The following is a 19,979-nucleotide window of genomic DNA, read 5'->3' as shown; positions in this document are numbered from 1 at the left end:
AGCGCCTCGAAGCAGAGGTCAAAGCTCTATAGTAAGGCCCCGAACGCACCTGAAAAACCGCCCCGGGACAAAGAGATGCTCGACTATTATATCAACGCTTTCGCGACGCTTTTTGTGACCATCGACCCGGTCGGACTGGCGCCAATGTTTCTGGCTATTACCGCCGGAATGAGCAAGCACGACCGGCGCAAGGTCGCCATTCGGGCCACGATCACGGCGGCCGGCATCCTGCTGGTTTTTTACGCTTCGGGCCAGACCGTGCTCAACGTGCTCGGCATTTCGGTCAGTGCCTTCCGCGTCGCTGGCGGCATCCTGTTGTTCCTGATTGCGATCGAAATGATTTTCGGAAAACGCCAGGCGCGCAAATCGGAAACCGCCGAAAAAGCCATGGAGTCGGAAGCCCATCACGGCACGATCAACGAACTGGCGATCTTTCCGCTGGCGATCCCCCTGATTTCCGGTCCGGCCGCCATTTCTGCCATCATCCTGCTCTCCAGCCAGGCGCCGGACACGCTCACCTACGCCGGCCTTGGCGGCGTCATCGCCTTTATCCTGTTAAGCTGCATGGGCGCATTTCTGCTGGCGGACAAGATTGAGCGACTTCTGGGGGACACCGCCCAGCTGGTGATCACGCGTCTGCTCGGTGTGCTGCTCGCGGCATTGTCGGTCCAGTTCGTCGCCGACGGCGTACTGGCCTTCATCCAGAAATAGTTCTCAGCGCGGCAAAGTCAGCCGGTATTCCTGTGGCGAGACACCATGGACGTTGTCCCGGGCGCGAATGATGACTTCATTCACGTCCTGCGGGATGTCAACACCTGACAACGAACGCGTGAATGGCTGTTCGTTCTCGTGCGGATGCAGCAGAACCCTCTCGCCGAGCAGCGTCCCGTCAGGCGCAAACACCTGCCAGAGGTCGGCATAGTGGTCCCAACCGGTATCGTCATGTCTCAAGGTAACGGAGAAGGACCATCCGGAACCCGATTGTGTCGCGGTGGCCTTGACGATCTCGACGTCGTTCGCCGCCGCAGGCAGGGACTGGAAAAAGGCGAGCGCCACGAGAAATCCCCAAATCCGGTTCTGTCTGGTTGTCATCTGGTGCGGTCCCGGCTCAAGTCGCGTCGGCGGTATCCTTGCAAGCCAACTGGCTTGATCAAAGTCACGAATGCGTCATAGGGTCCAGCCTTACCAAGGCAGCTGGTCCAACAGATCCAGGGAGAAGGCATGGCCGGACATGGTTCGAAAAAGGTGATTTTTGCGGCTCTTGCGGGAAACTCGCTGATCGCCGTCACCAAATTCGCCGCCGCCGCCTATACGGGCTCCTCCGCTATGCTGTCGGAGGGCATTCACTCGCTCGTCGACACCGGCAATCAGGGCCTCCTTCTCTAGGGGCTGAAGAAGGCCAAACAACCCGCCGACAAGCGCCATCCGTTCGGTTATGGCGCGGAGCTCTATTTCTGGTCCTTTGTCGTTGCCATCCTGATCTTTGCCGTCGGCGCTGGCGTGTCGGTCTATGAAGGCATTCAGAAGGTGCTGCATCCGCATTCGGTCACAGCCCCTTACATTGCCTATGTTGTGCTGACGCTGGCCATGATCTTCGAGGCCGGTGCCTGGTGGGTGGCATTTCGGGAGTTCGACCGGGCCCGGGGCAAGAAGTCGCTGCTTTCGGCCGTACGCGACAGCAAGGATCCGACGGTCTTTACCGTTCTCTTCGAGGATACGGCGGCAATGCTCGGGCTCGTTGTTGCGTTTGCGGGTCTGCTCGGGGTTCAGTTCCTCGGCCTTGCCTGGCTCGACGGTGTCGCCTCGATCCTGATCGGTGTCATTCTCGGGACGACCGCGGCATTGCTGGCCTACGAGACCAAGGGGCTTCTGATCGGCGAAGGTGCGTCGCCGGAGGTGATTGCAAAGATCGAATCGATCATCAATGCCACGCCCGCAATCAAGAACCTCAACGAAATCCGCACCCTGCACCGGGGTCCGGAAGACATCCTGCTTGCGCTCTCGGTCGATTTCATTGACGAGGTGACCGCCGGCACGGTGGAGGAGACGATCTATTCGCTGGAACGAACCATCAAGATGGAAATGCCGACAGTGAGGCGGCTCTTCATCGAGGTCCAGGCGAAAGAGCATCACGAAGAGATGATTGCCGAGGAACACGCGGCCATCGCTTCCGAAGAAACCTGACACCGGTTTCCGCGATCATCCGGCCTGCTGCAGGTGGCTGTCGCGCTTGAAGCCCTTCGGCCACAGGGTCTTGTTGTCATTGCCCCATTTGGCAAGCGCCCTGATCACCGGTTCAAGCGAAGCTCCGAGGTCAGTCAGCCGGTATTCAACCTTGGGCGGCACGACAGGATAAACGGTCCGGTCCAACAGCCCGTCCGCCTCCATGCTCCGCAACTGCGCGGTCAGGATTCGCTGGGTGATGTCGGGCAGAGCCTTCTGGAACTCGTTGAAGCGCATGACATCGTTTTCCAGAAGCAGGAACAGGATGACTCCCTTCCACTTGCCATCGATCAGGCTGAGCGCGGCTTCGACCGAGCAGCCCGGATGACAGCCATAGATATCCTTGCGCTGCTTCGGGCGTCTATTTTCCATGGTATCCATTGTGTGCCTATGGTTCTTTTTTGTTCGTAAGTGCCGAAAATGTGCATTCTTGCATAAAGTGATTTTATGCTCAATTTGAGCGGTACGCAAATCAGGAGGCTTTTAAATGCGTACCATCGGCTATTACGAACCGCGTCCCATCAGCGATGCAAACGCTCTCACCGATCTCAACCTGCCCCGCCCGGTCCCCAACGGCCGCGACCTGCTGGTCGAGATCAAGGCCATTGCGGTCAATCCGGTCGACACCAAAGTCCGGAAGTCCCGTCCCGCCCAAAACGGGCAGCCGGTCGTCCTCGGCTATGACGCGGCAGGTGTTGTGGCCGAGGTCGGTCCGGATGTGACCGGATACACGGTCGGCGACGAAGTCTATTATGCAGGCGACATCACCCGTGCGGGCACAAATTCCGAATTTCATCTGGTCGACGAACGCATTGTCGGCCGCAAACCCAAAAGTCTTGGCTTCTCGGAGGCAGCGGCGCTGCCCTTGACGGCCATCACTGCCTGGGAAGCGCTTTTCGACAGGCTCAAAGTCAAGGATCCGGTTCCCTCAGGTGCAAAGACGGTGCTGATCATTGGCGGATCCGGCGGTGTCGGCTCGATCGCCGTTCAGCTTGCCCGCCAGCTGACCGATTTGACCGTGATCACAACGGCTTCCCGGCCGGAAAGCCTGGCCTGGGTCAAGGAACTCGGCGCGCATCACGTCCTCGACCATTCCAAACCGATGGCTGCCCAGCTCCAGGCGCTCGGACTGGAGGCTCCCGGTTATGTCTTTTCCACGACCCACACGGACCAGCATCTGGAGGACATCGCCGAATTGATCGCGCCTCAGGGCCGGTTCCTGCTGATCGACGATCCGGCCAACTTCAGCATCATGCCGTTCAAAATGAAAGCGGTGTCGATCCACTGGGAACTGATGTTCACCCGGTCGATGTTCCAGACGCCGGACATCGAGGAACAGCGCAAGCTTCTCACCGAGGTGGCTGATCTCGTCGACGCGGGCAAGATCCGCACGACGTTGTCGGAAACGATCGAACCGATCAATGCCGCCAATCTGCGTCTGGCGCATGAGAAAATCGAGAGCAACAAGACCATCGGCAAGATCGTGCTCTCCGGGTTCTAAGAGCCCGCCACCTTGCATAAGCCAACCGGCATCGCCATGCTGCTTTACGGAGGATGGCGATGTCGGAACGCAAGACGGAAGACATTCGGGACACGTTGCTGGCCCTCAAGGCGGAACTGGAAGACCTGAGCGAGATGTCCGGCGAGGCCCGGGCAACGGTCCAGCTCGACCAGCAGTCGGTTGGCCGCCTGTCGCGAATGGACGCCTTGCAGGGGCAGGCCATGGCCCAGGCATCCGAGCGGCAGCGCCGCGCCACCATCCAGCGCATCGACGCGGCCCTTTCCAGGCTGGACAGCGGCGACTACGGCTATTGTGTCGAATGCGGCGAAGAGATCGGCGCGAAACGGCTGGAAGTGGATCCCGCAGCCGCCTTCTGCATCAGCTGCGCACGCTAGCGTGGCCGGCGACATGCCTTCGCAGCCCGATCAGAAACGCCCTCACCTCACGGATAGTGCTTTCCAGCGGGAAATCTTGGAGGCTTGTTTCCGTCCAGGGCACTTCCGGTGCCAGACTGGTTTTCAGCTCCGAAAGTCGATCCCGTTCCACCGTTTCCAAGGGCAAATTTCCCGCGGTTTCAAGCAACAGCAAATGTTCATGGACCTGGCGCAGAACCGACAGGGCCGCCCCCATCCGCTCTGTCAAAGCGGCGTCATCACGCCAGCTTCTGCCCGTGAAAACCTCTTGCGTGACCACCTGCCCGGCGCCATGGCAGTCGTAACTGATGCAGCCGTGAAAACCGAGACGATCCCGGTCGTCAAAAACGCGGCACCTACCGCAACCGTCGAGATTGGGGCAAACCTCCCCGGCTGCCTTGTCGATCGCAAAACTTTCGGAGCGGTCGAAGGCAAAAACGACGCAGCACAGAGCAGCACAGGCCGCGCAATCCGGTTTCAGGTCGGGAAGTTGGGCCATTGCGTCACCACGTACGGGTTCCTCTTGCCAGTCACATTAACAAAACGGCCGCGACATGCTTCACGCAAGTCGCGGCCGCACTGCCTCATTCCCACTCGATCGTGCCCGGAGGCTTCGAGGTGATGTCGTAGGTCACCCGGTTGATCCCCTGGACCTCGTTGATGATCCGCGTCGCGGTTTCGCCCAGGAAGTCGTGGCTGAATGGAAAATAATCCGCGGTCATGCCATCGACAGAGGTCACCGCGCGCAGGGCGCAGGCATAGTCGTAAGTGCGGCCGTCGCCCATGACACCGACGGTACGCACCGGCAGAATGGCAACGAAGGCCTGCCAGATGTCGTCGTAAAGGCCGTGTTTGCGGATCTGGTCGATATAGACCGCATCGGCCTTGCGCAGGATTTCCAGCTTCTCACGGGTGATCTCACCCGGGCAGCGGATGGCAAGGCCCGGTCCAGGGAACGGGTGGCGGCCAATGAAACTGTCCGGCAGGCCGAGTTCCCGGCCGAGCGCCCGCACTTCGTCCTTGAAGAGTTCCCGCAGCGGCTCGACCAGTTTAAGGCCCATCTTTTCCGGCAGGCCGCCGACATTGTGGTGCGACTTGATGGTGACCGACGGGCCGCCGGAGAAGCTGACGCTTTCGATCACATCCGGATAGAGCGTGCCTTGCGCCAGGAATTCCGCGCCTTCGATTTCGTTGGCATGTTTCTGGAAAACGTCAATGAACAGCCGGCCGATGATCTTGCGCTTGGTCTCCGGATCTGAAACGCCGTCGAGTTCACCCAGGAACAACTCGGTTTCATCGGCGTGGATCAGCGGAATGTTGTAGTGATCCCGGAACATGGAGACGACTTCATCGGCCTCGTTCAGGCGCAACAGGCCATGGTCGACGAAAACACAGGTGAGCTGATCGCCGATGGCTTCATGGATCAAAACCGCGGCCACAGAGCTGTCGACGCCGCCGGAGAGGCCGCAGATGACCTTCTTGTCACCGACCTGCTCGCGGATCCGGGCAATGGCGTCGTCCTTGTAGGCACCCATGGTCCAGTCGCCGGTGAAACCCGCCAGCTTGACGAAGTTTTCGTAGACCTTCTTGCCGTTCGGGGTGTGATGCACTTCCGGATGGAACTGGACCGCGAAGAAATTCCGCTCCGTATCGGCGGTGATGGCATAGGGGGCGTTTGGCGAAGTTCCGAAGACTTCAAAGCCAGGCGCCAGACGGCTGACATGGTCACCGTGGCTCATCCAGACCTGTTCCCGACCTTCCGAGAACCAGCCATCGAGGATCGCCAAAGGCTTGTCCGCGGGGGTTACGAACGCCCGTCCAAATTCGGCCGTTCCGCCGCCACCGGTGATCTTGCCGCCTTCGACCATGCCGCCCAGTTGCTGCATCATCACCTGCTGGCCGTAGCAGATACCAAGGATCGGAACACCAAGCTTGTAGACGCTTTCAGGCGGACGCGGCGATCCATCCCTGGTCACAGAATCCGGTCCGCCGGAAAAGATCACGGCCTTCGGCGCGAACTCCGCGAGGAAGGCGTCCGTCACGTTCTGGTAGGGATGGATTTCGCAATAGACGTTGAGTTCGCGCAGACGCCGGGCAATCAGCTGCGTCACCTGGGAACCGAAGTCGATAATGAGAAGGTGTTGATGCTGGGTCATGGCCAGCTTCTAACCGGTCTTTTCTACAAATTGAACCCGAATTTCACACAGCTTGCGCTCCCGCACAGGATTTTCCACGCCGCGCCTTTCTGCCGCCGCAAAGAGAAACAAATTTTCCGGCAAAGATTAGGCGGACAAGCTGTGTACGGTTGATATTCCCTTTTGACCGGTGTCGTCCCGCTCCTTACCCTATCGCAAGAACGCGCCGCGCCCCAGACCGGGCAGATCCCGGTGCCCACAGGATACCCGACCTCTATGACCGCAGCTGCCCGTGAAGCGTTTGAAAAAGCCGTTGCCCTGGAAAATGCCGGTCAGGTGGACAAGGCGCTGGTGTCCTATTTGAAGGCGCAGGAGCTGTCGCCAGAAGACACGGAAATTGCTTACCGGACCGCCTCGGCCCTGCTGCAAACCGGCTATCTGGAAGAAGCGCAATCGCAATTGCGACGAATTGTTTTTGCAGAGCCAGATCATCTCGGCGCCCGCGCGAGCCTCGGCAATTGCCAGTTGCTGCTCGGCGATACGGACAATGCCAAACAGAATTTTTGTGAAGTGCTGGAAAGGGTGCCGACCAATCGAAACGCTCTTTTCGGTCTGGCCAGCGTGCTTCTTAAGGAAAACAAACCCGATGAGGCAGCGGTCGCTGCCAAATATCTGGTGGATCTCTTGCCCGACAGCGCCGCCGTCCTGACCCTGTTTGCCGAAACGCAGGCCAGGACCGACCAGAAGGCCGCCGCAATTGCCGCCTATCGACGAGCCCTCAAATCGGATCCCGATCACGGTCCGGCATTGCTGGGACTGGCAGAAACGCTGTTGCTGCGCAAACGCTTTGACGAGGTCATCGAACTGACCATCCGGGCAAGCGAGAATGCGCCTGCCGATCCCCTGCCCCTGGAGTTGCTGTCCGACGCGCTGATGGGCAAGGGAGCCCTGGAGGACGCCATCGAAGCGGCTGAAGCGGCGCTGAAAATTGAACCGAAATCTCTGTCGACACTGGTGCGCCTGAGCACCCTGTCCCGGAAGACGGCCGATCACAAGGCGGCGTTGAGTTACGCACTGGCCGCGCATGACCTGGACAAAACATCAAGAGACGCGCTCAACGCGCTTGGCGCTGCGCTGGCTGCGCTCAAATATCAAGCCCAGGCCCGGTCCGTTCTGACAGGCCTTGCGACTGGTACAGGGCTGGAGGCCCCCATACGCAAGCTGGTGCAGGAACTGGTAAAGGAAGACGGCGCCCAGCCGGCAGCCCCGGCCAAAACCTTTCGGCCAACGACCGGGCAAGAAACCGCGGAAACGTCGGACCTCCCGAAGGAAAGCTCCGGTACGACGACCTCCGTCGACGGCAGCTCCCCGCATTCCAGCGAGGGGCTCACGGTGCGAAGCGATCAGTTGCCCAACGTGTTGGGGTTACGCCGTCAGGACCGGTCCTAACGGAGTTTCTCCGCGTTACCCTGCGCGCTGAAACAGGGCTATGAAAAAGCCGTCTGTCCCGGTCGACGCCGGACTAAGCAAAATGTCGCCGCGTTCGGAAATGTAGCTCGGCGCGGCGGCTTGCGGCAGCGTGTCCTTCCAGGTGTCACCCGCTGATACAGACTGGAAGTCAGGTTCGTTCTGCAAGAACCAGTCAGCCTGGTCCTGATTTTCCTCAGGCAGAACAGAGCACGTTGCATAGGCCAGCCGGCCGCCGGGTTTGACATATTGGCTGGCATTTTTCAGAACATGGCGCTGATCCTTGATGCGATCTTCAAGGGCCCTGTCGGTGAGACGCCATTTGGAATCCGGTCTGCGGCGCCAGACACCGGTTCCGGTGCACGGCGCGTCGATGAAGACCAGGTCCATCTGGCCGATGAGATCGTCAAGGCTGGAGCTGGCAGGGTCACGCACCTGAATGTTGCGCGCACCCGCGCGCTGAAGGCGCTCATGAATGGGAGCAAGGCGCAGACGGTCGGCATCATAGGCGTAAAGCTGCCCCTTGTTCTGCATGGCGGCGGCCAAGGCGAGTGTCTTGCCGCCGCCGCCCGCGCAATAATCCAGCACCTGCATGCCGGGTTGCGCCTGAGCCAGGTGGGCGGCCAGCTGGCTGGCTTCGTCCTGGAGTTCGAACCAGCCCTTGCGATAACCTTCCTCGGCCTGCACATGGGGCATGCGTCCGAGACCCGGCTTGGCTTCGATCCGAACACCCCAGGGAGACAAGCCGGTCGGCATAGCCCCTGTGTGGGCCAGCCGCTTGAGCACCTTTTCCCTGTCGGATTTCAACGGATTGGCTCTCAGATCGACCGGCGCCCGCGTGGCGAGCGCCCTGCCCTCTTCGATGGAATTGTCGCCGAAGGCGGCCTGAAAGCGGGGCCACAGCCATTCGGGCACATCCGCCAGCTCATGAGGCTTCAGGTCTGCAAGGTCTTCGTTCGACAGGCGATCCCGTTCTTCTTCTGACAAGGCTTCCGGTGCATGGTGGTCCTGTTCGAGTGTATCGGCAAGCGCTTCGATTCCCTTCGCCCAGGTGAGGCAATAGGTTGCGAGCGCCAGCGCCCGCGGTCGTCCGTCCCGCATGCGCGCGGACAAGGACGCCTTGTTGCGCAGCGCGTCGAAAACAAGATTTCCGATGACCGTGCGGTCGCCTGATCCTGCGAACCTGTGCGCTGCGCCCCAGTCTCGTAGGGCAACCTGCACCGGCCTGTGCCGGGTTTCCACGTCTGTCAGGACTTCAATTGCCGCCGCAAGGCGTCCGCCGTCTTTCATGCTGTTCCTTTGGAAACTTGCAGGTCTTTCAGTGCCATACGCCGATCAGACGTTGGACGGATAGTTGGGGCTTTCCCGCGTGATGGTGACATCATGGGCATGGCTTTCACGCAGGCCCGCGCCGGAAATCTGGACGAAACGAGCCTTTTCCTGGAAATCGGCGATGGTCTTGCCGCCGACATAGCCCATGGCGGCCCGAAGTCCGCCGGCCAACTGGTGCAGAACGCTGCTGAGCACGCCCTTGTAGGGCACCTGGCCCTCGATTCCTTCCGGAACAAGCTTGAGGCTGTCGCGCACTTCCGCCTGGAAATAGCGGTCCGCGGAGCCGCGTGCCATCGCACCGACCGAACCCATGCCGCGGTAGGATTTGTAGGACCGGCCCTGGTGCAGATAAACCTCTCCCGGGCTTTCCTCGGTGCCCGCGAGCAGCGAGCCGACCATGACGGAGGCCGCACCAGCGGCGATCGCCTTGGCAAGGTCGCCGGAATATTTGATGCCGCCGTCGGCAACAACCGGAACACCTTGTTTGTCGGCTTCGTTGACCGATTCCATTATCGCCGTCAGCTGGGGCACGCCGACACCGGCGACGATGCGCGTGGTGCAGATCGAGCCCGGGCCGATGCCGACCTTGACCGCATCCGCACCAGCGTCGATCAGCGCCTTGGTCGCTTCTGACGTGGCGACATTACCTGCCAGAACCTGAACCGAGTTGGAGAGCTTTTTCACCCGCGTGACCATGTCCAGGACCTTCTGGGAATGTCCATGGGCCGTATCCACGACGACCATGTCGACACCGGCATCGACGAGCCGTTCCGCGCGTGCAAAACCCTCTTCGCCAACGCTGGTGGCAGCAGCCACACGCAGCCGGCCTTGCGGGTCCTTGGAGGCGTTCGGATTGAGCTGCGCCTTTTCCATGTCCTTGACGGTGATCAGACCGATGCAGTTCCGGTTCTCGTCAACCACCAGCAGCTTCTCGATGCGGTTCTGGTGCAAGAGGCGCTTGGCGTCGTCCTGGCTGACATTCTCGCTGACGGTGACCAGGTTGTCCTTGGTCATCAGTTCGTGGATCTTCTGGTCCGGATTGGAGGCAAAGCGCACATCGCGGTTGGTCAGAATGCCGACCAGCTTGCCAGCCACCTGGGCGCCGGACCCGGCGTTTTCGACTACTGGAACGCCGGAAATGCCGAAGCGCTTCATCAGATCGAGCGCGTCCTGGAGTGTCGCGTCCGGTCCGATCACGAGCGGGTTGACCACCATGCCGGATTCGAACTTCTTCACCATGCGGACCTCTTCGGCCTGCTGGTCCAGCGACAGGTTGCGGTGAATGACGCCGATGCCGCCGGCCTGGGCCATCGCGATCGCCAGCCGGCCCTCGGTCACCGTGTCCATGGCAGAGGACAGGATCGGAATGTTGAGTTCAAGCTCGCGGGTGACCCGGGTCCTGAGATCGACCTCACCGGGCATAACCTCGGAGTGACCGGGAATCAGCAGGACATCGTCAAACGTCAAAGCTTGCTGTCCGGTGGACGGGACAAAGAAGGATGCCATTGCCATTTCCCCTTGAAAAAAATAGCTGAAACGCCGGCCCTTGAGGGAAAGGCCCGCGTCTGTCGAGTCGCTTCGGCTGTGCCGGAGAAGTTGGCGCGGGTCAATAACACGCAGGTGACAGAATGAAAAGGGGGACGGCACCGGTTCGTTCGGGTTTTCCATCCAATGGGCGGCAAACCGGCTTGCCGCTTCAGTCTTCCTGCAGCTCGCTGCCGCGAAAACCCTTGGCAATCACATAGAGTTCCGGGCTTTCCTTGCGGCTCGCCGGGGGCTTCAGGTGAGAGACCGACTTGAATTCGCGTTTCAGATCCTGAAGCAGTGCATTCTCTGTGCCGCCGCGAAACACCTTGGCCAGGAATGATCCGCCCGGAACGAGGTTCCGGCGGGCGAAATCGATCGCGATTTCGAACAGGTGCGTCGTGCGCAGATGGTCGGTCTGCTTGTGCCCTGTGGTCGGCGCGGCCATGTCGGACAGCACCACGTCCGGCCGGTGACCGCCGAGCGCTACCATCAGCGCGTCCGGGGCATCGTCGTCCAGAAAGTCCTTTTTCAGGAAGGTGGTGCCGCGCACATGATCCATGTCGAGATAGTCGATGCCGACAACTTTCGGCGCCTCGACGCTCGACTGAACCCGGTCGACGGCCACCTGACACCAGCCACCCGGCGCGCAGCCGAGATCGACCACCCGGTACCCCGGTTTCAGAAGTTTGTGCTTGTCGTCGATCTCGATCAGCTTGTAGGCCGCTCGGGACCGGTACCCGTCCGCCTGCGCACGACGCACGTAAGGATCGTTCAATTGTCGCTGCAGCCAGCGGGTCGACGATTCGCGCCGGCCGGCGGCCGTCTTGACCTTGACATGGAGACCGCGGTCGCCCGTCCCTTTTTTCGATCGGCTCATGATCCGTTCCTTTGGTGGCCGCGATTGTGCCTGTTGCCCGGTCTTCGGTTCGACCAGACCCCGTCAGCGGCCATCAGTTCCGTCAAAATACCCTCGCGCAGGCCGCGATCCGCGACCCGGAGCCTCGAACAGCTCCAGCGCCGGCGAATGGCCTCCAGAATGGCGCAGCCCGCCAGAACCAGGTCGGCGCGATCCGCACCGATGCACGGGTTTTCCACGCGCGCCTCATAAGGCATGTCGCGCAGTTGATCAATCATCGCTCCAACATCGCCGTCTTCCAGCCAGGTGCCGTCGACACGGCGCCGGTCATAACGCTTGAGGCCCAGATGCACCCCCGCCAACGTTGTCACCGTGCCCGATGTGCCAAGCATATGCACGCGCCCGGAATTGATCGCCTCGGTGAGGTTGTCCGCCAGATTGAACGCGGCCAGGTGCTCCGCCGCATCCTCGACCATGGATTCGAAAATCTCCGGCGTAACATGAACGCCGCCATGGCGTTCCGCCAGATTGACAACCCCCACCGGCAGCGAGATCCACGAACGGATGAACCGCGTCAGGGCATAACCGCGCGCGCCGCAGCGGTTGCGCAGGTCCAGCCAGACGATTTCCGAGGAACCGCCGCCGATATCGAACAGGATCACCCCGTCCGCGTCGTGATCGACCAATGAAGCACAGCCGGCAACTGCCAGCCGGGCTTCCGTTTCCCGGTTGACCACTTCGAGGGCAAGCCCCGTCTCGCTCTTGACCCGGTCGATGAAAGCTTCGCCGTTTTCAGCGGCCCGGCAGGCTTCCGTTGCAATCAGCCGCGACCTGGCGACGCCCCGGTCGGCGAGTTTGCGATGGCAATTGGCCAGCGCTTCGATGGCCCGATCCATGGCTGCGTCGCTCAACCGGCGGTTCGAACCGACCCCCTCGCCCAGCCGGACAATGCGGGAATAGGCATCGACGACCCGAAAGCCCCGTTCTTCCGGGCGGGCGATCAATAGACGGCAATTGTTGGTGCCCAGATCAAGGGCGGCGTAGAGCGGCGCGTTCGGCCTCGCGCCGTTGTGGCGCGGCCTGGCGGAAGCGGCGCGATCGAACCGCGGCTTCCCCGCCTGCCCAGTGGGCGGTTGACCATCGGCCCGACTGTGCAGGCGTGCGTTCGGGGACGTCTGGTTACCCGGAGACGCGTTACCCTGAGACGCGGACAGGCCTCCTGCATTGGCCTGGGAAGCTGCCTCCTTGAGGTCCCCCGGCAACTGAGCATCTGACTGTCGCCGCCGGCGGCCGCGCCGACGTGCCGCCTTGCGGCCCTTCGCGCTTGTCAGCCCATCAGGTTGCGCCGGGTCCTTGCCATCCGGGCGAATTTCAGATTGCGGCGATGCGGTCTGCGGGTCACCGGCCGGCCGGGATCGGCCGCGCCGGCGTTTTTTACGCCGTTTCGCGGAGGTTCCAGTCTCATCGGGGCCTGGCACAGCCTGCCCCTTTGAGCCGGTGCCGACGGATCCGTTCGCAGCCTGGACCGGGACGGGTCCATTTGTCGGAGGCAGTCCGCCCGCGCCGTTGGCGACGGGGACCGGAGACTTGCCTTTCGACCCCTTGCCGGAGCGGCGCTTTCGCCGCCGCCTGCCGGGTCCCTCAGGCTCATTGGGAGCCCTGCTGGAAACGGACACGTCAGCGGGACGTCGCCCATTTTCGGGCGGTTCCTGACCTGACTGAGTCACGTTTTTGCCTTTCAGATCCCCAGCGCTTCCGGCCTTTTTAAGGGGCGCGTCCGGGAACTGCGTCTTTCGTTGACAAAACTGTAACAGGTTGACCCGCGTCGGAAAAGCTCTGCTTGGCCGTAAAAGCGGCTGCGCAAACAATGTCCCATCCACAGGTGCCGGATTTCACAAAAAAGTCAGAAACGGGTCTTGCATTCCCGATTACGATGGATGTATATGCGGCACACCAATCGCGGCGGGCACCACGCCCGCACCCAATCGCGACCGGCCGCTCGGCCAGCCACAATGCTGGATGGAGCTGAAGTTGGGGAATAGGTTAACGGTAGACCCGCGGACTCTGACTCCGTTAGTCCTGGTTCGAATCCAGGTTCCCCAGCCAACTTTTCTGAACATTTTGATCACATGCGTTCAACGCGATAGCTCGCCATTTGCAATCGTGTCGCGGGGCACGGGACAGGTTTTGACCGATTCAGCGGCACCAAGCCTGCACGCACACGCGGATCCTCGTCGAACCGATAATAAATGCTGCAATGATCTTCCCGGCTATCGTTGGTTGGTGACCGCAACCGCTTCGACGTTCTTCAGGAACCCGACATAACGAGGGCTTGCATCGACGTGAAAGAACCGTGATTCTCATTCAACGCGAGATTACATTCGTAAATCTGTTCCCGCGTCTGTTTTTCCACGGTAGCTGAGGCGTTGCAGGAAGATGCAGGATCTAAGACTTAGGTTGTACGGTCCGTTCACTGCCACATGGTCGGATGGGCGTACGATCAACATAAGAAGTTCCAAGTTGATCGCCCTTCTGGCGTTGTTGGCGACCGCACCGGATGGCATGCGCATGCGTGCCTGGCTTCAGGAACGCTTGTGGTCTCTTTCCGGAGCCGAATTGGGCCGGGCCAGCCTCAGGCGAGCGCTGAGCGATCTTCGAAAAGTGCTGGGTGATGAGTTTGATCGGATCTTCAAGGTCTCGAATACCAGCATCAGCCTCCGGCCTGGATGCTATCATCTCATTGGCGACCGATCGGAAGGAGAGTTTCTTGAAGGACTGGCCGTCAGCGAGCCGGAATTCCAAAAATGGCTATCACAACAACGTGCCGGGCCACCCTTCGCCTCGGCGGCGCCGGTCCAAACTTCCGGCATCGGCTTTGCCAGTCCCACGGTCGCAGTCATCCCATTCACGTTTCTGAACACCGCCAGTCAAAACGAAATGCTGGGTGATGTTCTGGCGCAGGAAATGACGCGTTCGCTTTCGAGGGCAAATCTTTTCATCGTCTTTTCCCACCTCCTGGGGCGACAGCTGCAGTCGCCGGAGACGGATCTCGGATCATTGACGGCGTCCCACCCGATCGATTTCGTCGTTTATGGCACCGTCCGAGCCACCAGGGATCTGTTGGAAATCGACGTGGACATTGCGGACGCCCGATCGGGCAGACTGTGCGGCACCCATGCTTGTCCGGTTTCGATTGCCCAATTTCTGGAGGGAAAGTCCGACATCGTGTCAGACATGACCCGGCAGATCGCGGAATCGATCGTGGTGGACATGATCGGGCAGAAGCTCTCGTCCGAGGTGCCCGGCCACACCTCTTCGTGGGGCAAAAACAACACGCTGCGTAACCGAGCTGAAAAACGCGCAAAGGAAGTTTGCGACGCGAGTATTTATGTCGAACAGCTGATGGCACAGCAACCAAGAAACTCGGAGTTTCACTCCTGGCTCCGCAGGTGGTATGTCGAACATCTGGAGCGTTCCGGCGTCGAAGCCATTCGGTCCCGCTCTGGCGAAAAGGCAAGGACCTATTTCCAAAAAGCACTCGAAATCGCAAACGACTTCGGCGAACAAACTGACCGCGACCAGGCGACCGGTCGACTTCTGCTGTTGCTCGGGCCGCAACTCTCCATCAATCACGGCTTTGCTTCAACAGAGGTTCAAGAAGTTTACGAGAAGGCCAACCAGCAATATAGCGGCGGGCAGATCGATACCGACCAACGCTTGCAGATGATTTGGGGACTTTGGGGTGCCGAGATCGTCAAGGCCAATATCTCCGGTGCTGAACTGCTCAGCTCCGAGTTTCTTGAAATTGCCTGTGACAGATCTGGATCCATGGCCGAGGCCGCCGGCCAATATATGTGCGGTGTGGGCGCCTTCTATTTCGGTGACTTTGTCCGTGCCGAAAGTGTCTTTCTGAAAGCTGTAGAACTGGCCCAAAGAGCCGACTTCCATGAGATGATAACCCGCTACGGTATGGACCTCCATTTGCTGTCCAGCTGTTATCTGGGCTGGTGCTATGCGCTGATGGGGCGGACTGACAAGACGGCCAAGGCGGCGCATGACATTGAAGCGCATTCGGCTCGTTCAGACCATGCGTTCAGTCAGGCACTTAGCTATTGCTTCCTGTCGACAATGCACAATTTCCTTGGAAATCTGGGAAAGGCCAAGACATTCGGATTGCGGGCTTCAAGTCTTAGCAGACGGCACGGATTTGCTCAGCAAGCCTCGCATGCACGTGTCAATCTTGGGCGCGTCCGCGACCGGTCCGGCCATGCTTCTGGTCTTCACCTGCTGCAAGAAGGCTTGCGTGCCTATGCCGAAACAGGAGCCGTTCTGGCCCGCCCCTATGCGGAAGCCTGGATTGCAGAGGCACTCATTGACCGCCGCGAAGAAAAAGACGCACTCGACAGGGTGCTGAAGGCGCGCCGGTTCGCCTGCCAAAGCGGTGAACGCTATTTTGATGCGGAATTGCTTCGGATAGCGGCCCTGGCTGTGCGAGGCAAACGGCCAGAGCCGTCACGGCGAACTGAGGTTCTTTTACGGAAGTCGCTTGATCAGGCGCGGTGTACCGGTGCAAACCTTCATCTGCTCAAGACGATGTCTGACCTGGAAAGATGTCGTCTCGGTTCTAACGAAGGCGCGCCGAGCACCGGCACCATCCGGCTCCACTCCTGAGAGTCTGGCCCGAAAGTGATCTAGGACGCAGTTTTCATCGTTCCTGGCACGAACTCGCCCCCTCTCGGTTGTCTTCCCCGCGAAAGCGGGGACCCAGTAACATCATGAATCGGCTCTATAAATTTCGATCTAACCTCACGGGGTCCTGGTTTCCCGCTTTCGCAGGAATGACAAATGTGAGTGAAGCATTCGCCCCGGCCATCACTTTCGGGCCATACTCTCAGGTTGCAAAGGTAGTATCAGCCTTTCACCAAGGTCCATGACTACCGAAGAAGCTTGTCCGCGCCAAATCAGCGGCCTGGACCAGTTGCGTTTTTTTTACGTTTTTCTCACACCCGCAAAAGGTGAGATTGCAGTATGGTTAAGTTGATTTGAGGGGCTGATTTGTTTGGGGAACTCGGTCCTGAATTTCCCGAAGTTAGATGGGCCGTGGCTACGGAGTCACCCGCAATCTCCATTGGCCAATCCATTGTTCTATTGAGATTTTTTAGGAAATTCTTGAAGCGATTTTCTTTTGTGGCGCGCCACGGTTTTCCGTGGCGCGTCTTTTTTCCATTGCCGGGTCTTACGCAATCGCTGGACGCCGAATGACTTGCGGGAAAAAACAACCGCTGCGTTTCGAAAATTAGGATGCGCCGTCTGTTGATTCTGCACCGGCTCCGCTCTTTTGCCGCCGCAACCGCTTGAAACCCATCGACAGATGCGCCCGCCGGATCAGGGCCGCGGCCGAAACATCGTGAGTTGCAATCGCCTTGGCAATGTCCTCGACTTCGTTGCAGAACACCGCGACTTCGCTTGCAAGATCCTGGTCCGGGATCAGGGTCAGCCAGATGCGGCAGGTCTGGTAGAACAGTTTTTCCGCAACATCATGAAGCGGCTGATTTTCGCTCAACAGTTGGAAAACATGAAAGAAATCGATGTTGAGCCGGGCGAATCCCGACCGGCTCGGCGCATGCCGCAGCACGTCTGCGCGCACCCGGATCTTGTCAAAGGCCTGCACGAGCGCCGCGTCGACGGTTGCCGGTGACAGCTTGCCGGTCAGTTCATTGAGCTCCATGCGCAGCTGATAGACCTGTTGAAGCTCATCGAGATCGACTTCGGTGACCAGCGTGCCGACCCCCTGTTGGGATCGCAGCAAGCCGTCGGCTTCCAGGATCTGAAGGGCCTTGCGCAAGGGAGACCGGCTGATGCCGAATTCATTCGCCAAGGCCTCCTCGCTGAGCTGGGTTCCCGGCGGATAGACAAGCATGCAGATTCGATCCCGCAACACGAAAAACAGGATCTGAAAACGTTCCTGGGCACTTGTGGCCTCTTCCAGCTGCCTTGCTATATCGGCCGTATCGAGGTCGGGTTTGTCATTCATGCCGGTTGCACCAGGGTCCTTTCCAGGCCAGTGAGCATGCCGAGGCATTTTTCCAACTGCTCCATCGCCACAAATTCGTCCGGCTGGTGCGCCTGGGCGATCGAGCCCGGGCCGCAAACCACGACCGACATGCCGAGAGCCTGGAACAGGCCGGCTTCGGTGCCGAAGGCAACGACGTCGCAGAGATTGGCGCCCGTCAGCGCGGTGACGATGTCCCGGGCTTCGTTGTCGCTCATCACGGCAAGACCCGCGACCTCGCCGATCACTTCGGTAACGATGTCCGCTTCCGGGTAGACGGCGCGCATCTGCGGCAGCAGAACGTCCTGGCAATAGCTCTCGAGCGCGGCCTTGACCTCGCGCGCATCGGCGTCGCGGACCGGGCGCATTTCCCACTCCACCGAACAATGCCGGGCAATGACGTTGCGGGCCAGGCCGCCTTCGATCCGCCCGGTCTGGAGCGTCGTCCAGGGCGGAGAAAATCTGGCGCTGTCCGGACCGGCCTTTTTCTGCATGTCTTCGGCTATGTCCAACATGCGATGGATGAACCTGGCCGCGACATGAATGGCGTTGACACCCTTGTCGGGTTCCGAGCCGTGGCCGTCGGTTCCGTGAAAGGAGGTGGTGTATTCGTAACAGCCCTTGTGGCCCTCGATGACCCGCATTTCCGTCGGTTCGCCGATGATCGCGACAGAGGGCCGAAGCTCGGTCTCACCGAGTTCTTCCACCAGATGCCGGGCCCCGAAACAGCCGACCTCCTCGTCATAAGTCAACGCGAAATGCAGCGGACGCTTGAGATCGAGCGCCGCGTAGTCCGGCGCCTTGGCGAGAGCGGCGGCGATGAATCCCTTCATGTCGCAAGTGCCACGGCCATAGAGACGGCCGTCCGCCTGGCGCATCCTGAACGGATCGCTGGTCCATTCGCTGCTGTCGGCGGGTACGACATCCGTATGGCCGGACAGAACCAGGCCGCCGGACGTCTCAGGCCCGAGTGTGGCGAACAGGTTGGCCTTGGCGCCGGTCCGGTCTTTCGACACTTTCACCCGGGCACCACAGTCCTCCAGAAGCCCGGCCGCATAGTCGATCAGTTCCAGGTTGCTGTCGGCGGAGACTGTTGGGAAACCAATCAGCCTGTCCAGGATTGTCTCGGTCCGGTCGAGAAGATGCAGCGGTCCCATCAGCGCCTCAAGGTTTCACGAAGAGTTCGCGGGGCCGGTTGCACAGGCATTCGGCGCGGCTCCCCTCGCGGATCAGGATGCTCTCGGTGATTTCCAGTCCCCAGCCGTCCATCCACAGCCCCGGCATGAAGTGGAAAGTCATGCCCGGTTTCAAGACGGTGGTATCCTCGTCACGGATTGAGATCGTGCGTTCGCCCCAGTCTGGCGGATAGGAAATGCCGATCGGATAACCCGCGCGGGCGCCGCGCTCGATACCAGCCGCTTCCAGCGGCTTGGCGAGCGCGCGGGCAATATCACCAGCGGTGTTGCCCGCCCGCGCGGCTTCCAGTCCGGCTTCAAGACCTTCGACGAGCGCTTTTTCCGCATCGAGAATGTATTGCGGAGGTTTCCCGAGGAAAACGGTCCGGCAAAGCGGAGCGTGGTAGCGGCGGAAACAGCCGGAGAGCTCGAAAAACGTCGCCTCGCCTTCCTGCATGAAACGGCCGTCCCATGTCAGATGCGGCGCGGAGGCATCTGCCCCGCTCGGCAGCAGCGGTACGATGGCCGGATAATCGCCCCAGGCATCGTCCAGGCCGCGAATGGCGTCGGCATAGATTTCCGCAACCAGATCGGCCTTGCGCATGCCCGGCACGACACGCTCGAAAACGCCGTCCATGATCTTCTGGGAAATGCGCGCGGCCTTGCGCATGAACACCAGTTCCTCGTCGGATTTAACCGCCCTCAGCCAGTTGACGAGACTGGTCGCGTCCAGAAATTCCGCATTCGGCAATTCCTCGCGCAGGGTCAGATAAGCTTTGGCGGAAAAGTAGTAGTTTTCAAGTTCAACGCCGATCCGCTTGGATGAATAACCCTTCGAGGCCAGCAGCCGCGCCAGGTCCTGCATCGGATGGCGTTCGGTCGACTGGATGAAGTTGTCGGCATAGGCGCAGACCCGGTCATCATCCATCCACACGGTGCGGCGGGCGCCATTGGCGTCCTGACGCCGGCCCCACCAGATCGGGTCCTCGTCCAGAAAGACGATCACGCCCTGGTGCACATAGAACGACCAGCCGTCATAGCCGGTCGACCAGGCCATGTTCGAGGGATCCTCGAGAAACAGGACGTCGATGCCGCGCGCATCCATGTCTCCGCGGATCAGGGCAAGCCGCCGGTCATATTCGGCGCGGGTGAAAGGCAGATCCAAACCAGGCATTCTCGCTCCTCTCGCTGACTATTTGTATACAAATGACATCAACACCCATGCTTCTGGCAAGCTTTTTCTTCGATATTGACGTTCTTTGCGAAGACTATTAGCCTATTTGTACACAATTATAGAA

At 60.2% G+C, this 19,979-nt stretch carries 16 protein-coding genes, 1 tRNA gene and 1 pseudogene; 7 read left to right on the top strand and 11 right to left on the bottom strand.

The window, feature by feature from the left end; translation table 11 throughout:
- Nucleotides 1-75 precede the first annotated feature (75 nt).
- Entirely contained in the window at nucleotides 76-711 is a 636-nt protein-coding gene (locus M0H32_RS04370; protein ID WP_248151152.1) for a MarC family protein, read from the top strand.
- A gap of 3 nt (nucleotides 712-714) precedes the next feature.
- On the opposite strand, the gene M0H32_RS04365 is transcribed toward M0H32_RS04370, so the two are convergent.
- Nucleotides 715-1,092 carry a hypothetical protein gene (locus M0H32_RS04365; protein ID WP_248151148.1) on the bottom strand — a complete coding sequence of 126 codons (378 nt, stop codon included), beginning with the start codon at nucleotides 1,090-1,092 and terminating at the stop codon, nucleotides 715-717.
- Between the two features lie 129 nt (nucleotides 1,093-1,221).
- On the opposite strand from M0H32_RS04365, the pseudogene M0H32_RS04360 reads away from it, so the two are divergent.
- Nucleotides 1,222-2,184: pseudogene (locus M0H32_RS04360) on the top strand (cation diffusion facilitator family transporter).
- Between the two features lie 15 nt (nucleotides 2,185-2,199).
- Here M0H32_RS04360 and M0H32_RS04355 read toward each other — a convergent pair.
- Entirely contained in the window at nucleotides 2,200-2,595 is a 396-nt protein-coding gene (locus M0H32_RS04355; RefSeq protein WP_425607290.1) for a winged helix-turn-helix transcriptional regulator, read from the bottom strand.
- Nucleotides 2,596-2,710: 115 nt separating this feature from the next.
- Here M0H32_RS04355 and M0H32_RS04350 point away from each other — a divergent pair, with 115 nt between their 5' ends.
- The gene (locus tag M0H32_RS04350; protein ID WP_248151143.1) at nucleotides 2,711-3,724 is read left to right on the top strand and encodes a zinc-binding alcohol dehydrogenase family protein; all 1,014 of its coding nucleotides are present in this window, start codon (nucleotides 2,711-2,713) and stop codon (nucleotides 3,722-3,724) included.
- Between the two features lie 53 nt (nucleotides 3,725-3,777).
- Nucleotides 3,778-4,119, top strand: a complete 342-nt coding sequence (locus M0H32_RS04345) for a TraR/DksA family transcriptional regulator (protein ID WP_425607289.1) — start codon at nucleotides 3,778-3,780, stop codon at nucleotides 4,117-4,119.
- On the opposite strand, the gene M0H32_RS04340 is transcribed toward M0H32_RS04345, so the two are convergent.
- Both M0H32_RS04340 and guaA read right to left on the bottom strand, forming a co-directional pair.
- Entirely contained in the window at nucleotides 4,103-4,636 is a 534-nt protein-coding gene (locus M0H32_RS04340) for a hypothetical protein (RefSeq protein ID WP_248151136.1), read from the bottom strand. The two genes, M0H32_RS04345 and M0H32_RS04340, sit on opposite strands and share 17 nt — an antisense overlap.
- 85 nt (nucleotides 4,637-4,721) lie before the next feature.
- Nucleotides 4,722-6,293, bottom strand: coding sequence for a glutamine-hydrolyzing GMP synthase (gene guaA, locus M0H32_RS04335; protein WP_248151133.1), 1,572 nt, complete (start codon nucleotides 6,291-6,293; stop codon nucleotides 4,722-4,724).
- Nucleotides 6,294-6,548: 255 nt separating this feature from the next.
- Here guaA and M0H32_RS04330 point away from each other — a divergent pair, with 255 nt between their 5' ends.
- Nucleotides 6,549-7,721 (top strand): tetratricopeptide repeat protein, encoded by a 1,173-nt coding sequence (locus tag M0H32_RS04330; protein ID WP_248151131.1) that lies wholly within the window; start codon nucleotides 6,549-6,551, stop codon nucleotides 7,719-7,721.
- A 15-nt stretch (nucleotides 7,722-7,736) separates the two neighbouring features.
- Here M0H32_RS04330 and M0H32_RS04325 read toward each other — a convergent pair whose 3' ends face one another.
- The 4 genes from M0H32_RS04325 to M0H32_RS04310 form a co-directional block, all read right to left on the bottom strand.
- Nucleotides 7,737-9,029: an RsmB/NOP family class I SAM-dependent RNA methyltransferase gene (locus M0H32_RS04325; protein ID WP_248151129.1), complete on the bottom strand. Its 1,293-nt coding sequence runs from the start codon at nucleotides 9,027-9,029 to the stop codon at nucleotides 7,737-7,739.
- Nucleotides 9,030-9,074: 45 nt separating this feature from the next.
- Nucleotides 9,075-10,577: an IMP dehydrogenase gene (guaB, locus tag M0H32_RS04320; RefSeq protein WP_248151127.1), complete on the bottom strand. Its 1,503-nt coding sequence runs from the start codon at nucleotides 10,575-10,577 to the stop codon at nucleotides 9,075-9,077.
- A gap of 190 nt (nucleotides 10,578-10,767) precedes the next feature.
- Nucleotides 10,768-11,475 (bottom strand): RlmE family RNA methyltransferase, encoded by a 708-nt coding sequence (locus tag M0H32_RS04315; protein WP_248151125.1) that lies wholly within the window; start codon nucleotides 11,473-11,475, stop codon nucleotides 10,768-10,770.
- Nucleotides 11,472-12,932 carry a Ppx/GppA phosphatase family protein gene (locus M0H32_RS04310; protein ID WP_248151123.1) on the bottom strand — a complete coding sequence of 487 codons (1,461 nt, stop codon included), beginning with the start codon at nucleotides 12,930-12,932 and terminating at the stop codon, nucleotides 11,472-11,474. Before M0H32_RS04310 ends, M0H32_RS04315 begins: the two co-directional genes overlap by 4 nt.
- A gap of 554 nt (nucleotides 12,933-13,486) precedes the next feature.
- Here M0H32_RS04310 and M0H32_RS04305 point away from each other — a divergent pair.
- A tRNA-Gln gene (locus M0H32_RS04305) sits at nucleotides 13,487-13,560 on the top strand.
- A 414-nt stretch (nucleotides 13,561-13,974) separates the two neighbouring features.
- A complete protein-coding gene (locus tag M0H32_RS04300; RefSeq protein WP_248151121.1) occupies nucleotides 13,975-16,125 on the top strand; it encodes a hypothetical protein in 2,151 nt (716 codons plus the stop codon).
- 625 nt (nucleotides 16,126-16,750) lie between these two features.
- Here M0H32_RS04300 and M0H32_RS04295 read toward each other — a convergent pair.
- Genes M0H32_RS04295 through doeA form a run of 3 tightly spaced genes read right to left on the bottom strand, consistent with a single transcriptional unit; the run spans nucleotide 16,751 to nucleotide 19,855 of the window.
- Nucleotides 16,751-17,488 carry a GntR family transcriptional regulator gene (locus tag M0H32_RS04295; RefSeq protein ID WP_248151119.1) on the bottom strand — a complete coding sequence of 246 codons (738 nt, stop codon included), beginning with the start codon at nucleotides 17,486-17,488 and terminating at the stop codon, nucleotides 16,751-16,753.
- Nucleotides 17,485-18,663, bottom strand: a complete 1,179-nt coding sequence (gene argE / locus M0H32_RS04290) for an acetylornithine deacetylase (RefSeq protein WP_248151116.1) — start codon at nucleotides 18,661-18,663, stop codon at nucleotides 17,485-17,487. Before argE ends, M0H32_RS04295 begins: the two co-directional genes overlap by 4 nt.
- Nucleotides 18,664-18,670: 7 nt before the next feature.
- Nucleotides 18,671-19,855, bottom strand: coding sequence for an ectoine hydrolase DoeA (doeA, locus tag M0H32_RS04285; protein ID WP_248151114.1), 1,185 nt, complete (start codon nucleotides 19,853-19,855; stop codon nucleotides 18,671-18,673).
- Between the last annotated feature and the right edge of the window lie 124 nt (nucleotides 19,856-19,979).

Source organism: Roseibium sediminicola, assembly GCF_023156505.1.
In the GTDB taxonomy this organism is placed as follows: domain Bacteria; phylum Pseudomonadota; class Alphaproteobacteria; order Rhizobiales; family Stappiaceae; genus Roseibium; species Roseibium sediminicola.
Note: the sequence above shows the minus strand (reverse complement) of the source record. Positions and strands in the feature narration are given on the sequence as shown.

What these genes read in the sequence shown, in the direction of transcription:
- M0H32_RS04370 (WP_248151152.1), top strand. Translation starts at nt 76, where the DNA reads ATGCTCGACTATTATATCAACGCTTTCGCGACGCTTTTTGTGACCATC.
- M0H32_RS04365 (WP_248151148.1), bottom strand. Translation starts at nt 1,092, where the DNA reads ATGACAACCAGACAGAACCGGATTTGGGGATTTCTCGTGGCGCTCGCC.
- M0H32_RS04355 (WP_425607290.1), bottom strand. Translation starts at nt 2,595, where the DNA reads ATGGAAAATAGACGCCCGAAGCAGCGCAAGGATATCTATGGCTGTCAT.
- M0H32_RS04350 (WP_248151143.1), top strand. Translation starts at nt 2,711, where the DNA reads ATGCGTACCATCGGCTATTACGAACCGCGTCCCATCAGCGATGCAAAC.
- M0H32_RS04345 (WP_425607289.1), top strand. Translation starts at nt 3,778, where the DNA reads ATGGCGATGTCGGAACGCAAGACGGAAGACATTCGGGACACGTTGCTG.
- M0H32_RS04340 (WP_248151136.1), bottom strand. Translation starts at nt 4,636, where the DNA reads ATGGCCCAACTTCCCGACCTGAAACCGGATTGCGCGGCCTGTGCTGCT.
- guaA (WP_248151133.1), bottom strand. Translation starts at nt 6,293, where the DNA reads ATGACCCAGCATCAACACCTTCTCATTATCGACTTCGGTTCCCAGGTG.
- M0H32_RS04330 (WP_248151131.1), top strand. Translation starts at nt 6,549, where the DNA reads ATGACCGCAGCTGCCCGTGAAGCGTTTGAAAAAGCCGTTGCCCTGGAA.
- M0H32_RS04325 (WP_248151129.1), bottom strand. Translation starts at nt 9,029, where the DNA reads ATGAAAGACGGCGGACGCCTTGCGGCGGCAATTGAAGTCCTGACAGAC.
- guaB (WP_248151127.1), bottom strand. Translation starts at nt 10,577, where the DNA reads ATGGCATCCTTCTTTGTCCCGTCCACCGGACAGCAAGCTTTGACGTTT.
- M0H32_RS04315 (WP_248151125.1), bottom strand. Translation starts at nt 11,475, where the DNA reads ATGAGCCGATCGAAAAAAGGGACGGGCGACCGCGGTCTCCATGTCAAG.
- M0H32_RS04295 (WP_248151119.1), bottom strand. Translation starts at nt 17,488, where the DNA reads ATGAATGACAAACCCGACCTCGATACGGCCGATATAGCAAGGCAGCTG.
- argE (WP_248151116.1), bottom strand. Translation starts at nt 18,663, where the DNA reads ATGGGACCGCTGCATCTTCTCGACCGGACCGAGACAATCCTGGACAGG.
- doeA (WP_248151114.1), bottom strand. Translation starts at nt 19,855, where the DNA reads ATGCCTGGTTTGGATCTGCCTTTCACCCGCGCCGAATATGACCGGCGG.